Annotated in this window: 14 protein-coding genes; 11 read left to right on the top strand and 3 right to left on the bottom strand. The window is 54.0% G+C overall.

What is annotated here, in order from left to right; all coding sequences use genetic code 11:
• The first annotated feature begins 5 nt into the window (after positions 1-5).
• The 6 genes from ubiJ (at position 6) to tatD (ending at position 4,722) form a co-directional block, all read left to right on the top strand.
• Positions 6-611 (top strand): ubiquinone biosynthesis protein UbiJ, encoded by a 606-nt coding sequence (gene ubiJ, locus AC2T6E_RS16605; protein ID WP_042715673.1) that lies wholly within the window; start codon positions 6-8, stop codon positions 609-611.
• The gene (gene ubiB, locus AC2T6E_RS16600; RefSeq protein WP_089598243.1) at positions 608-2,248 is read left to right on the top strand and encodes a ubiquinone biosynthesis regulatory protein kinase UbiB; all 1,641 of its coding nucleotides are present in this window, start codon (positions 608-610) and stop codon (positions 2,246-2,248) included. The genes ubiJ and ubiB overlap by 4 nt, the downstream gene beginning before the upstream one ends.
• 76 nt (positions 2,249-2,324) lie before the next feature.
• Positions 2,325-2,579 carry a Sec-independent protein translocase subunit TatA gene (tatA, locus tag AC2T6E_RS16595; protein ID WP_010426269.1) on the top strand — a complete coding sequence of 85 codons (255 nt, stop codon included), beginning with the start codon at positions 2,325-2,327 and terminating at the stop codon, positions 2,577-2,579.
• 3 nt (positions 2,580-2,582) lie between these two features.
• Positions 2,583-3,125: a Sec-independent protein translocase protein TatB gene (gene tatB / locus AC2T6E_RS16590; protein WP_042715671.1), complete on the top strand. Its 543-nt coding sequence runs from the start codon at positions 2,583-2,585 to the stop codon at positions 3,123-3,125.
• Between the two features lie 2 nt (positions 3,126-3,127).
• Positions 3,128-3,898 carry a Sec-independent protein translocase subunit TatC gene (tatC, locus tag AC2T6E_RS16585; protein ID WP_010426267.1) on the top strand — a complete coding sequence of 257 codons (771 nt, stop codon included), beginning with the start codon at positions 3,128-3,130 and terminating at the stop codon, positions 3,896-3,898.
• 41 nt (positions 3,899-3,939) lie between these two features.
• Positions 3,940-4,722 carry a 3'-5' ssDNA/RNA exonuclease TatD gene (gene tatD, locus AC2T6E_RS16580; protein WP_010426266.1) on the top strand — a complete coding sequence of 261 codons (783 nt, stop codon included), beginning with the start codon at positions 3,940-3,942 and terminating at the stop codon, positions 4,720-4,722.
• Here the strand turns inward: tatD and rfaH are convergent.
• Positions 4,719-5,210, bottom strand: a complete 492-nt coding sequence (rfaH, locus tag AC2T6E_RS16575; RefSeq protein ID WP_010426265.1) for a transcription/translation regulatory transformer protein RfaH — start codon at positions 5,208-5,210, stop codon at positions 4,719-4,721. The genes tatD and rfaH overlap by 4 nt on opposite strands.
• 170 nt (positions 5,211-5,380) lie before the next feature.
• Here rfaH and ubiD point away from each other — a divergent pair, with 170 nt between their 5' ends.
• From ubiD to AC2T6E_RS16560, 3 genes are all read left to right on the top strand, one after another.
• The gene (gene ubiD, locus AC2T6E_RS16570) at positions 5,381-6,874 is read left to right on the top strand and encodes a 4-hydroxy-3-polyprenylbenzoate decarboxylase (protein WP_182401898.1); all 1,494 of its coding nucleotides are present in this window, start codon (positions 5,381-5,383) and stop codon (positions 6,872-6,874) included.
• 42 nt (positions 6,875-6,916) lie between these two features.
• Complete coding sequence (gene fre, locus AC2T6E_RS16565; protein ID WP_010426263.1) at positions 6,917-7,618, top strand: NAD(P)H-flavin reductase; 702 nt, start codon at positions 6,917-6,919, stop codon at positions 7,616-7,618.
• 215 nt (positions 7,619-7,833) lie between these two features.
• Positions 7,834-9,453: an ABC-F family ATP-binding cassette domain-containing protein gene (locus tag AC2T6E_RS16560; protein WP_214606037.1), complete on the top strand. Its 1,620-nt coding sequence runs from the start codon at positions 7,834-7,836 to the stop codon at positions 9,451-9,453.
• A 39-nt stretch (positions 9,454-9,492) separates the two neighbouring features.
• Here AC2T6E_RS16560 and AC2T6E_RS16555 read toward each other — a convergent pair whose 3' ends face one another.
• Entirely contained in the window at positions 9,493-9,780 is a 288-nt protein-coding gene (locus AC2T6E_RS16555) for an HTH-type transcriptional regulator (protein WP_010426260.1), read from the bottom strand.
• 331 nt (positions 9,781-10,111) lie between these two features.
• Between AC2T6E_RS16555 and AC2T6E_RS16550 the strand changes: the two genes are divergently transcribed.
• Positions 10,112-10,822, top strand: a complete 711-nt coding sequence (locus tag AC2T6E_RS16550) for a DUF3053 domain-containing protein (protein WP_042715665.1) — start codon at positions 10,112-10,114, stop codon at positions 10,820-10,822.
• A 246-nt stretch (positions 10,823-11,068) separates the two neighbouring features.
• Positions 11,069-11,281, top strand: a complete 213-nt coding sequence (cspE, locus tag AC2T6E_RS16545) for a transcription antiterminator/RNA stability regulator CspE (RefSeq protein ID WP_003860775.1) — start codon at positions 11,069-11,071, stop codon at positions 11,279-11,281.
• Positions 11,282-11,339: 58 nt separating this feature from the next.
• On the opposite strand, the gene ghrB is transcribed toward cspE, so the two are convergent.
• The gene (gene ghrB / locus AC2T6E_RS16540; RefSeq protein WP_108417334.1) at positions 11,340-12,314 is read right to left on the bottom strand and encodes a glyoxylate/hydroxypyruvate reductase GhrB; all 975 of its coding nucleotides are present in this window, start codon (positions 12,312-12,314) and stop codon (positions 11,340-11,342) included.
• Between the last annotated feature and the right edge of the window lie 15 nt (positions 12,315-12,329).

Genomic DNA, 12,329 nt, shown 5'->3' with positions numbered 1-12,329 from the left:
GTCCCGTGCCCTTTAAACCCTTAGTCACCGCAGGCATTGAGAATGTACTGAATGCCTTTCTGTATCGCGCTCCGGCGCTGAAGGCTGCACGTCAGCGGCTGAACGGAAAGGTACTGCGTATCGTTTTAAAAGAGTTCTCGACGCCGCTTGTGCTGGTCTTCAGCGAGCGCCAGCTTGACGTTCTGGGTGAATGGGAGGGCGAGGCAGATTGCTCGGTCATCACTCATATGAGCGTGCTGCCAAAACTGCGTGACCGTCAGCAACTCACGGCGCTTATCCGCAGCGGTGAACTCGAAGTTGAAGGCGACATTCAGGTCGTGCAGAACTTCGTGGCGCTCAGCGATCTGGCTGAGTTTGACCCGGCAGAACTGCTTGCGCCTTTTATTGGCGACATCGCCGCCGAAGGGATCGGAAAAGCGATTCATGGCGGTACGGCGTTCCTGCGCAAAAATCTGCAACGGCAGCAGCGCTATGCCGCAGAGGTCATCACCGAAGAGTGGCGCATGGCCCCCGGGCCGCTGGAAGTGGCATGGTTTGCAGAAGAGACCGCTGCTGTTGAACGCGCGGTTGATGCGTTAACCAAACGCCTGGAAAAACTGGAGGGCAAATGACGCCTGGTGAAATTCGGCGCCTCTATTTTATCGTTCGCACCTTTTTGAGCTACGGGCTCGACGAGCTTATCCCCAGAATGCGTATCACGCTGCCGCTTCGTATCTGGCGGCGCACGCTGTTCTGGATGCCAAATCGCCACAAAGATCAGGTTTTAGGCGAACGCTTGCGTCTTGCGCTGCAGGAGCTGGGCCCGGTATGGATCAAGTTTGGGCAGATGCTTTCTACCCGCCGCGATCTCTTCCCACCGCAAATTGCCGATGAACTGGCGATGCTGCAGGATCGCGTTGCGCCGTTCGACGGGGTGAGAGCGAAGAAGCAGATCGAAGAAGCGATGGGCAACATCCCTGTTGAAACCTGGTTTGATGATTTCGACATTCAGCCGCTCGCATCGGCCTCCATTGCCCAGGTACATACGGCTCGCCTGAAAGAAAACGGCAAAGAAGTGGTTATCAAGGTTATTCGTCCGGATATCCTGCCGATCATCAAAGCCGATATGAAGCTGATCTACAGGTTGGCCCGTTGGGTACCGCGTTTGTTACCGGATGGCCGCCGACTGCGCCCGATGGAAGTGGTGCGGGAGTATGAAAAAACGCTGATTGACGAGCTTAACCTGCTGCGTGAATCGGCGAACGCCATTCAGCTGCGTCGTAACTTTGAAGACAGCCCAATGCTGTATGTTCCTGAAGTCTATTCTGACTATTGCAGCCAGAACATGATGGTCATGGAGCGTATTTACGGTATTCCGGTCTCGGATGTTGTTGCGCTGGAAAAGCAGGGCACCAACATGAAGCTGCTGGCAGAGCGTGGTGTGCAGGTCTTCTTTACCCAGGTCTTTCGCGACAGCTTTTTCCATGCGGACATGCACCCGGGCAACATCTTCGTGAGCTACGAACACCCAGAGGATCCGAAGTACATCGGGATCGACTGTGGCATTGTTGGCTCGCTGAACAAAGAAGATAAGCGCTATCTTGCAGAGAACTTCATCGCGTTCTTCAACCGCGACTACCGCAAGGTGGCCGAGCTGCACGTGGATTCTGGCTGGGTTCCACCAGACACCAATGTCGAAGAGTTTGAGTTTGCGATCCGCACGGTATGCGAACCGATTTTCGAAAAACCGCTGTCGGAGATCTCCTTCGGTCACGTTTTGCTGAACCTGTTCAATACCGCGCGTCGCTTCAATATGGAAGTGCAGCCACAATTAGTTTTACTTCAGAAAACATTACTTTACGTTGAAGGCGTAGGTCGCCAGCTCTATCCTCAGTTAGACTTATGGAAAACGGCGAAACCTTTCCTTGAATCCTGGATCAAAGATCAGGTTGGCATTCCAGCGCTGGTTCGCTCCCTTAAGGAGAAAGGCCCGTTCTGGATTGAAAAAATGCCTGAAATTCCTGAACTGGTTTACGACAGTTTGCGTCAGAGCAAGAACCTTCAGCACAGCATGGATAAAATCGCGCACGAGCTTCAGTCCAGCCGCGTGCGCCAGGGACAGTCACGCTACCTCTTTGGCATTGGCGCGACGTTGCTGCTGAGCGGTACGCTGCTGCTCATCAATCGCCCTGACTGGGAGATGATGCCCGCCTGGCTCATGGCTGGCGGCGTTGTTGTCTGGCTCGCTGGCTGGAGAAAAACGCGCTGATTTTGCGTCGCTATCACCAGGTTGCATACGTATAATGCAACCTGACTCATTAAGCATCTATCACTGAGGATTACGTATGGGTGGTATCAGTATCTGGCAATTGTTAATCATTGCCGTCATCGTCGTACTGCTGTTTGGTACGAAGAAACTCGGTTCTATCGGTTCCGACCTTGGTGCATCTATCAAAGGCTTTAAGAAGGCCATGGGTGATGATGAAAGTAAGCAGGATAAAACCAGCCAGGACGCTGACTTTACTGCTAAATCCATCGCTGATAAGCAAGATGAAGCCAAAAAGGAAGACGCTAAACGCCACGATAAAGAGCAGGTGTAATTCGTGTTCGACATTGGTTTTAGTGAGCTGCTGCTGGTCTTTGTGATTGGTTTGATTGTGCTGGGGCCGCAGCGTCTCCCTGTTGCGGTTAAAACCGTGGTGGGTTGGGTGCGTGCGCTTCGCTCGCTGGCAACCACCGTGCAAAACGAGCTGGCGCAGGAGCTTAAGCTCCAGGAATTTCAGGACAGCCTGAAAAAAGTTGAGAAGGCGAGCATGGAAAACCTGACGCCCGAGCTGAAAGCATCAATGGATGAGTTGCGCGAAGCGGCTGAATCTATGAAGCGTTCATACAGCATCAACGATCCTGAAAAGGCGAGTGATGAAGCTAACACCATCCATAACCCGGTGGTGAAGGGCAGCGAAGAGCAGCGTGAGGGCGTAACGCCGTCCAGCGCAGAGCATCAGGCTGCCGCACCAGAACAGACGCCGCAGGAACCTGAAGTGAAAAAACAGGCGCAGTCGGTCGAGCCAGTGTTAAAAGCGGCTGAAGCAAAGCCTGCTGCGTCCGTTTCCGAATCATCCCCTTCCTCGAGTGATAAAGCGTAAACATGGCAGTAGATGATACTCAACCGCTCATTACGCACCTCATTGAGCTGCGCAAGCGCCTGTTAAACTGCATTATTGCGGTTCTCCTTATATTCCTTTGCCTGGTCTATTTTGCCAACGATATCTATCAGGTGGTCTCTGCACCGCTGATTAAACAGATGCCGCTGGGCGCGACGATGATCGCCACGGACGTGGCTTCACCGTTTTTCACCCCGATCAAGCTGACCTTCTGGGTATCCTTGATTGCGTCTGCGCCGGTTATTTTGTACCAGGTCTGGGCCTTCGTCGCGCCGGCGCTGTACAAGCACGAGCGTAAACTGGTGATCCCTCTGCTGGTCTCCAGTTCGCTGCTGTTCTATATCGGCATGGCGTTCGCTTATTTCGTTGTCTTCCCTCTGGCCTTTGGCTTCCTGACGCATACCGCGCCGGAAGGGGTTCAGGTGTCGACAGACATCGCCAGCTATCTCAGCTTCGTCATGGCGCTGTTCATGGCGTTTGGTGTGGCGTTCGAAGTACCGGTGGCGATTGTCCTGCTGTGCTGGATGGGCGTGACAACGCCTGACGATCTCCGCAAGAAGCGTCCGTATATCCTCGTAGGCGCATTTGTGGTGGGCATGCTGCTGACGCCACCGGATGTCTTCTCGCAAACCTTACTGGCGATACCGATGTATTGTTTGTTTGAGGTCGGCGTGTTCTTCTCGCGTTTCTATGTGGGCAAACGACGTCCGCCGGAAGATGAAGAAGACGGGTCTGAAAAGACCACTGAAGAATAACACCAGCCGCCCGTCAGGGCGGTTGTCATATGGAGAGGGGCATGTTTGATATTGGGCTTAACCTGACCAGCTCGCAGTTCGCGAAAGACCGGGATGAGGTCGTCGCCCGTGCTTTTGCCGCCGGGGTGAAAGGGCTGTTGCTGACGGGAACCAACCTTCATGAAAGTGAGCAGGCGCAGTTGCTTGCGCAACGCTACGAACGCTGCTGGTCAACCGCAGGCGTCCACCCTCATGACAGTAGCCAATGGACGCAACACAGCGCTGAAACGCTCCACGCGCTGGCGAAAATGCCACAGGTGGTCGCCATCGGCGAGTGCGGTCTTGATTTCAATCGCAATTTTTCCACGCCGGAAGACCAGGAAAAAGCATTCACCGCACAATTGGCGCTGGCCGCAGAGCTTGAAATGCCAGTGTTCATGCATTGCCGCGATGCGCATGAGCGTTTTATCACCCTTCTGGAACCGTGGCTGGATAAACTGCCTGGTGCTGTGTTGCACTGCTTTACCGGATCGCATCAGGACGCGCTGGATTGCCTGAATCGAGGACTTTATCTGGGCATTACCGGTTGGGTTTGCGATGAGCGTCGCGGGCTGGAACTGCGTGAATTGTTGCCGGCGATCCCGGCTGAACGCCTGCTGCTGGAAACCGATGCCCCTTATTTGCTGCCGCGCGACATGAAACCCAAACCGGCATCGCGGCGTAATGAACCGGCGTATCTGGGGCACATCGTTGAGAGTGTGGCGCACTGGCGCGGAGAAGATCCACACTGGCTGGCCGCGCAGACGGATGACAACGTGCGCCGCCTGTTTCGAATTGCGTTTTAAAGCTTACGGAAGTCGGTGTTTTTCACGCTCTGCAGCACCTGTTTATTCAACAGGTTAAGCAGCAACATAGAGCGCGCTTCGCCATCAGGTTCAGAGAATATGGCCTGCAGGCCTTCAAAGGCACCTTCTGTAATCACCACGCTATCGCCCGCATAAGGGGTTTCCGGGTCGGTAATCCCTTCGGGTTGTTGATAAATCGAAAGCTGATGAATGACGGTTGAGGGAACCGTCGCGGGGCTGGTGCCAAAACGGACAAAGTGACTGACACCGCGCGTGGCGCTGATTGTCGTGGTGTGGATCACTTCCGGGTCGAATTCGACGAACAGATAGTTCGGGAAGAGAGGCTCGCTGACCATCGTGCGTTTCCCGCGCTGCATTTTTTCAAGCGTGATCACGGGCGTCAGGCAATTCACCGACTGACGTTCAAGATGTTCCTGCGCGCGCTGAAGTTGCCCGCGTTTGCAATACAGTAAATACCAGGCCTGCATAATCACTCTTTCCCTTAGTTCGGGGCGCAAGCATATCAAAACCCTGGCCGGATCGCTAAGTTGATTATAATGGGCGAAAGTGGAGTAAGTCGCGGAAGTTCACGCTAATTTAACAAAATTACAGCATCACGTAGGCTTACGCCGTATAATGAAGCGCTTACAGAGAGGCCATGACTAACTGCATGAAATACCACGATCTACGCGACTTCCTGACGCTGCTGGAAAAGCAGGGCGAACTTAAACGGATTACGCTTCCTGTTGATCCTTATCTGGAAATGACAGAAATTGCTGACCGCACCCTGCGTGCCGGTGGGCCTGCGCTGCTGTTTGAAAATCCGAAAGGCTACGACATGCCGGTGCTGTGCAATCTGTTCGGCACGCCGCGCCGTGTGGCGCTGGGCATGGGGCAAGAGGATGTCACGGCGTTGCGTGAAGTGGGTAAACTGCTGGCGTTTTTGAAAGAGCCGGAGCCGCCGAAAGGTTTCCGCGATCTGTTCGACAAGCTGCCGCAGTTTAAGCAGGTACTGAACATGCCAACCAAACGCCTGCGCGGTGCGCCGTGTCAGCAAAAAGTGCTGGAAGGCGATGCGGTTGATCTGACAAAAATCCCGATTATGCAGTGCTGGCCTGAAGATGCTGCGCCGCTGATTACCTGGGGTCTGACCGTCACCCGTGGGCCGCACAAAGAGCGCCAAAACCTGGGTATCTACCGCCAGCAGCTGATTGGTAAAAATAAACTTATCATGCGCTGGCTGTCACATCGTGGCGGCGCGCTCGATTTCCAGGAGTGGTGCGCGGAACATCCCGGTGAACGATTCCCGGTTTCTGTTGCCCTGGGGGCCGATCCGGCAACGATTCTGGGCGCGGTTACGCCTGTTCCGGATACGCTATCCGAGTATGCCTTTGCAGGGCTGCTGCGCGGCACTAAAACGGAAGTCGTAAAGTGTGTCTCCAATGACCTGGAAGTGCCAGCCAGTGCGGAAATCGTGCTGGAAGGCTACATCGAACAGGGTGAGCTTGCACCGGAAGGGCCTTACGGCGACCATACGGGTTATTACAATGAAATTGATAACTTCCCGGTGTTTACCGTCACGCACATTACCCAGCGTGAAGATGCGATTTACCACTCAACCTACACCGGCCGTCCACCGGATGAGCCTGCGGTGCTGGGCGTGGCGCTGAACGAAGTCTTTGTGCCGATTTTGCAAAAACAGTTCCCGGAAATTGTTGATTTCTATCTGCCGCCGGAAGGGTGCTCGTATCGCCTGGCGGTAGTGACGATGAAGAAGCAGTATGCCGGTCACGCTAAACGCGTGATGATGGGCGTATGGTCTTTCCTGCGCCAGTTTATGTATACCAAGTTTGTTATCGTCTGCGATGATGACGTCAACGCCCGCGACTGGAACGACGTTATTTGGGCGATTACTACACGCATGGACCCCGCGCGTGATACGGTGTTAGTCGAAAACACGCCGATAGATTATCTGGACTTTGCCTCGCCGGTTTCCGGTCTTGGCTCAAAAATGGGACTGGATGCCACGAATAAATGGCCTGGCGAAACCGACCGTGAATGGGGTCGCCCGATCAAAAAAGATCCTGCCGTGACCGCGCGAATAGACGCGATCTGGGACGAACTGGCCATAATGAATAACGGTAAATCTTAAGCTGACCGTTAAGCCCTATAGACTTCCCGACAGAGAGAGCGAATGACAACCTTAAGCTGTAAAGTGACCTCGGTAGATGCCATTACCGACACCGTATATCGCGTCCGTTTAGTGCCAGAATCGGCATTCTCTTTCCGCGCTGGTCAGTACCTGATGGTCGTGATGGATGAGCGCGATAAACGTCCTTTCTCTATGGCGTCTACGCCAGCGGAGCAGGAATTTATTGAGCTTCATATTGGTGCGTCTGAGCTTAACCTTTACGCCATGGCTGTCATGGACCGCATCCTGAAAGAGCGTGAAATCGTGGTAGACATTCCGCACGGTGAAGCCTGGCTGCGCGAAGATGAAGACCGCCCGCTTATCCTGATTGCTGGCGGTACGGGGTTCTCGTATGTTCGCTCTATTCTGTTGACCGCGCTGGCACGTAACCCGAACCGCGACATCACCATCTACTGGGGCGGCCGCGAAGAAAAACACCTGTACGACCTGTCCGAACTGGAAGCGCTGAGCGTGAATCACCCGAACCTGCGCGTTGAGCCGGTTGTTGAGCAGCCGGAAGAGGGCTGGCGCGGTCGTAGTGGTACGGTGCTCACGGCGGTCCTGCAGGATCATGGCACGCTCGCCGGGCACGATATCTACATTGCTGGCCGTTTTGAAATGGCGAAAATTGCCCGCGACCTGTTCTGTAATGAGCGCGACGCGCGGGAAGATCGCCTGTTTGGCGATGCGTTCGCGTTTATCTAAGTGTCTAACCCGCTTCGGCGGGTTTTTTGTCTCGGTGAGGATTGGCGATAATTTAACCTTGAAAAGGTTAGTGCATTGCCGCTATCCTTAGCGCTGTTATTGTCCTCCCTCAGGAGCGCCCCCCAAAAATGAACAAACACGACTGATGAATTTCTGTCCTTGCTAAACGCTACCGCGTCGGCAGGGGAAGTTTTTGATTTCATTCAGGAGTGCTTATGGCTCATTTTGCGCAGTCCCCTTCTTTTATTTTGCATCAGGTCACCTGTCAGTTTGCGACGGGCGATACCCTTTTCGGTCCGCTAAATCTTACACTCGATGCGTCGCCGTGCGCGCTGGTTGGCCGCAACGGCAGCGGTAAAACACGCCTGCTGCGTCTACTGGCAGGCATTGATGAACCTGAAAACGGCCATATTGAGCGTTTCGGTACCCATGCCTATGTGGCGCAGCAGCATGATATTTCCTCGCAGACCACGCTTGCGGAACTGCTCGGATATGACGCGATTTTCGCCGCCCGTAAGCGCATCGACAGCGGTGACTATCAGCCAGAGGATCTGGAAAAGCTCGACGGTAACTGGGATTTGGCGGAACGCCTGAGTGAAGCGTTTATGAACGCGCACCTCCCGCCGTTTGATCCCGATAAACCGGCCAGGGAACTCAGCGGCGGTGAGCGTATTCGCGCCCTGCTCTGCGGGGCATTGAGTGCGGATGCGGATTATCTTCTACTGGATGAACCCACGAACCATCTGGACAGACAAGGGCGTGAATGGTTTTACGACCAGCTTTTCCACCATCAGGGCGGCGTGCTGGTGGCTTCTCACGATCGTGAATTGCTGGCACAGGTGCCGCGCATTCTCGAGCTGAGCCCTTTTGGCCTGCGCAGCTTCGGTGGAAACTATGCTGATTATCAAACTCAGCGCGATACGGAACAGCAGGCTGCCCGCGCCGCGCTGGAGCACGCGGCCACCGAGCGCAAACGAATCCGCGCGCGGATGCATAAAGAGCACGACGACAGCCAGCGACGTTCAGCAAAAACGTTGCGTACGGTTGATAGCCTCAATATCGCCTCCTTTGAGCGGGTGAAATACAAAATGGCGGCAAAAGAGCGCATTGGCTCGTGGAAAAAACAGCACAGCGAACAGAATGACGCGTTAAATACCGCAGTAAACAACGCGCGCGATCGGGTAGAAGACGATAATCCGGTCATCTTCACCCTGCCGGGCAGTCGCGTCGCGGAGGGGAAACAGGTACTGGTGCTGGAGGCGCTGGCGCTGCCACATGTGGATATTCCGCCGATAAGCTGGCGTATGGACGGGCCAATGCGTGTCGCACTCCGTGGGCCGAATGGCTGTGGTAAATCGACGCTCTTGAAAGTGGTGTCCGGAGAGGAAGCACCTCTTTCAGGAACCTGCACGGTATCGGTCACCTGCGCCTATCTCGATCAACACCTGTCGCAGTTCGATCTTTCACAGTCGGTGATGACGCATCTCAACCTCAGCAACTCGCCGCTTGAAGAAGGCACGTTGCGTAGTCGCCTGGCACAGCTTCAGCTTGGCGCAGATAAGGTCTCGCTCCCCCTGGCGGAGCTGAGCGGCGGTGAACGCCTCAAAGCCGCGCTGGCCATTGTCTTATGGCGTGAAGAGGCTACGCAGCTTTTGCTCCTGGATGAGCCCACTAACCATTTGGATCTGGCCTCCGTTCAGGCCATTGAGGCTGCACTGGCGGAGTTCCCTGGCGCGCTGCTGGTGGTGTCGCATGATGAAACGTTTTTGAAGGGATTAACGCTGACGCATAACCTGGTGTGGAATGAGGCGGGATGGAATTGTGTAAGCCTGTAAAACACAAGCCCCCGCAAGGGCGGGGGCGATCAAACTGTATTAGGCTATCTGTTTACTGAGTGCAGGGTTCGCCTGTATCAGGCGCATCAGCTTTAACTCGGTTGGCGTGGGCTTTTCACGTTTTGATTCCCACTCCAGCACCATCGCCACGCTGACACCCATCGCTCTGGCGAATTCATCTGTTTGCAGCCCTGTCCCTTTGCGCAATTGCTCAAATTCTGTAAAGGGATTGGACTTTTGTTGCAGGGTAACCGTCTGCGGTACATCTTTAAAAATAATCTGTTCCAGGCTGCTCAGCAGCTCAAACTCAGGATCTTTATATTCCATTGAGGACTCCTCTTAAATCACACATCGGGATCAAGAACATCAGAGAGCCAATTAAGAATAGTCCCTAATACAAACGAAGGATCGTTGCGGATGTGATTAATCGTGCGGTAACGATAGCTTTATCCGTTTCAGCTATATGGATAGTTATGCTAATTACCTGATTAGCCATATATCGGCTTCGACAGGTATTTTTTTGTAAATGGTAAGAAATAAAACGGCAATAGCCGTTTTGCATGAAAAGAGTATCTTGCGGGGCTGACCTGGACTATCCTTGTCAGCGTTGGGCACGCGTGTGCCGGTGTGCGCTTTTTTGGGTGAAAGGAGTAATAAAATGGCGACAGGAAAGTCCTGCTCTCGCTGGTTTGCGCCTCTTGCGGCGTTGTTGATGGTAGTTAGCCTGAGTGGGTGTTTCGATAAAGAAGGCGATCAGCGCAAAGCGTTTATCGATTTTCTACAGAATACAGTGATGCGTAGCGGCGAGCGTTTACCAACGTTGACTGCGGATCAGAAAAAACAGTTTGGTCCTTTCGTGTCCGATTACGCCATCCTTTATGGTTATTCGCAGCAGGTGAGCCAGGCGATGGACTCCGGCCTTCGTCCGGTGCTGGATAGCGTTAATGCGATCCGTGTACCGCAGGATTATATGACCCAACGTGAACCGCTGCGCCAGTCCAACGGTGCGCTTGGCGTGCTGAGCCAGCAGTTACAGAATGCGAAAATGCAGGCTGATGCGTCACGTTCTGCGCTGAAACAGGGCGAGGATCTCAAGCCTGTCTTTGACAAAGTGTATGAGAAAGTGGTGACGAAGCCGTCTGACGCTTTGCAGCCGTTGATTCCGGCCGCGCAGGTCTTCACGCAGCAGCTGGTTCAGGTGGGGGATTTTATCTCCCAACAGGGGACACAGGTGAGCTTTGTCTCTAACGGTATCCAGTTCCCAACCTCACAGCAGGCAAGTCAATATAATACGCTGATTGGGCCGCTGGCTTCCCAGCACCAGGCCTTTAGCCAGGCGTGGAGTGCGGCAGTCGCTGCCACTGAGTAAGATAAAAATCCCCGCTTCGTGCGGGGTTTTTTTAGGGGTATTGAAAATAACGCTTGTCATTCCTCTACCACATCGGTATAACTATCCCCGTCGGTTTGTTACACAGACCTAAAGCAGTTTAGTAAAGCAGTCCAGATTGTTATCCATAGATACCCTTCGTTGTGACCCTTCCTTCATCGCTTAAAAATCTGTAACGCAATCCATCAAGCCGGAAGGCACAATATATTTGTTAATAAGGTAATTTCTATGTCTGCTAAAATGACTGGTCTGGTAAAATGGTTCAACGCTGATAAAGGTTTCGGCTTCATCACTCCTGACGATGGCTCAAAAGACGTGTTCGTACACTTCTCTGCTATCCAGAACGATGGCTACAAATCTCTGGATGAAGGTCAGAAAGTTTCCTTCACCATCGAAAGCGGCGCTAAAGGCCCAGCAGCTGGTAACGTTGTAAGCCTGTAAGCTTCCAACTCAGTAGCACAAAATTCAAAAACCCGCCTTCTGGCGGGTTTTTTCGTTTCTACTGTTGGATCTGCGGGTTAACGCAGTTCTTATCCACTTTTCCGCCGAGCGCGGCAATCAGATTGTCTACCGCAGTCGCCGCCATGTTATAGCGCGTCTCGTGAGTGGCAGAGCCGATGTGGGGCAGGGCGACGACGTTTGGCAGTTTGAGCAGCGGGGAATCGACTGACAGCGGCTCTTGTTCAAACACGTCCAGGCCTGCTGCATGGATCTCGCCGTTTTGCAGCGCCTCAATCAGCGCCTTCTCATCCACCACCGGGCCGCGACCCGCATTGATGAAAATGGCCGACGTCTTCATCTTTTCAAACTCGGCTTTGCCAATCAGGTGACGCGTTTCGTCCGTCAGCGGCAGAACCAGGCAGACAAAATCGGCTTCCTGCAGCAGGCTATCAAGCTCGCAGTAACGCGCGTTGAAACGTTCTTCAGCTTCGCTGTGGCGACGGCGTGCGTTGTACAGAATCGGCATGTTAAAACCGAAATGCGCGCGCTGTGCCAGCGCCAGCCCGATACGCCCCATACCCACGATTCCCAGCGTTTTGCCGTGGACGTCTACGCCGAACCAGTCCTGACCAATGCTTTTGGTCCATTCGCCCGCTTTGACGCGCTCAGCCACTTCCACCACGCGGCGGGCCGTGCTGAGCACCAGCGCCATCAGCGTGTCGGCCACGGTCTCCGTCAGGGCATGTGGCGTGTGCATCAGCAGAACGTTGCGTTTGTTAAGGGCATCCACGTCGAAGTTGTCGTAACCCACAGAAACGGTAGACGTCGCACGAAGCTTCGGCATTTTCTCCAGCAGGGCGACATCCACTTTCTCGCTTGAACCCAGCAGGCCTTCAGCGCTGGCGAACGCCCCGGCGTGCTGTGCCACGGTTTCTGGGCTCAGGTTCTTCACCTGCGTGACGGTGAAGTGTTCTTCAAGGCGTTTTTGCAGATCGTCAGGCAGTGCTTTGTACAAAATGACGGACGGCTTCATGCTAATCTCCGTTGA

Source organism: Enterobacter sp. B79-1 (genome assembly GCF_057444735.1).
The sequence above is the reverse complement of the archived record's forward strand: the minus strand, read 5'-3'. Positions and strand labels throughout refer to the sequence as shown.

Excerpts from the sequence above, each read along its gene's own strand:
- ubiB (WP_089598243.1), top strand. The coding sequence starts at position 608 with ATGACGCCTGGTGAAATTCGGCGCCTCTATTTTATCGTTCGCACCTTT.
- tatA (WP_010426269.1), top strand. The coding sequence starts at position 2,325 with ATGGGTGGTATCAGTATCTGGCAATTGTTAATCATTGCCGTCATCGTC.
- tatC (WP_010426267.1), top strand. The coding sequence starts at position 3,128 with ATGGCAGTAGATGATACTCAACCGCTCATTACGCACCTCATTGAGCTG.
- tatD (WP_010426266.1), top strand. The coding sequence starts at position 3,940 with ATGTTTGATATTGGGCTTAACCTGACCAGCTCGCAGTTCGCGAAAGAC.
- rfaH (WP_010426265.1), bottom strand. The coding sequence starts at position 5,210 with ATGCAGGCCTGGTATTTACTGTATTGCAAACGCGGGCAACTTCAGCGC.
- ubiD (WP_182401898.1), top strand. The coding sequence starts at position 5,381 with ATGACTAACTGCATGAAATACCACGATCTACGCGACTTCCTGACGCTG.
- fre (WP_010426263.1), top strand. The coding sequence starts at position 6,917 with ATGACAACCTTAAGCTGTAAAGTGACCTCGGTAGATGCCATTACCGAC.
- AC2T6E_RS16560 (WP_214606037.1), top strand. The coding sequence starts at position 7,834 with ATGGCTCATTTTGCGCAGTCCCCTTCTTTTATTTTGCATCAGGTCACC.
- AC2T6E_RS16555 (WP_010426260.1), bottom strand. The coding sequence starts at position 9,780 with ATGGAATATAAAGATCCTGAGTTTGAGCTGCTGAGCAGCCTGGAACAG.
- AC2T6E_RS16550 (WP_042715665.1), top strand. The coding sequence starts at position 10,112 with ATGGCGACAGGAAAGTCCTGCTCTCGCTGGTTTGCGCCTCTTGCGGCG.
- cspE (WP_003860775.1), top strand. The coding sequence starts at position 11,069 with ATGTCTGCTAAAATGACTGGTCTGGTAAAATGGTTCAACGCTGATAAA.
- ghrB (WP_108417334.1), bottom strand. The coding sequence starts at position 12,314 with ATGAAGCCGTCCGTCATTTTGTACAAAGCACTGCCTGACGATCTGCAA.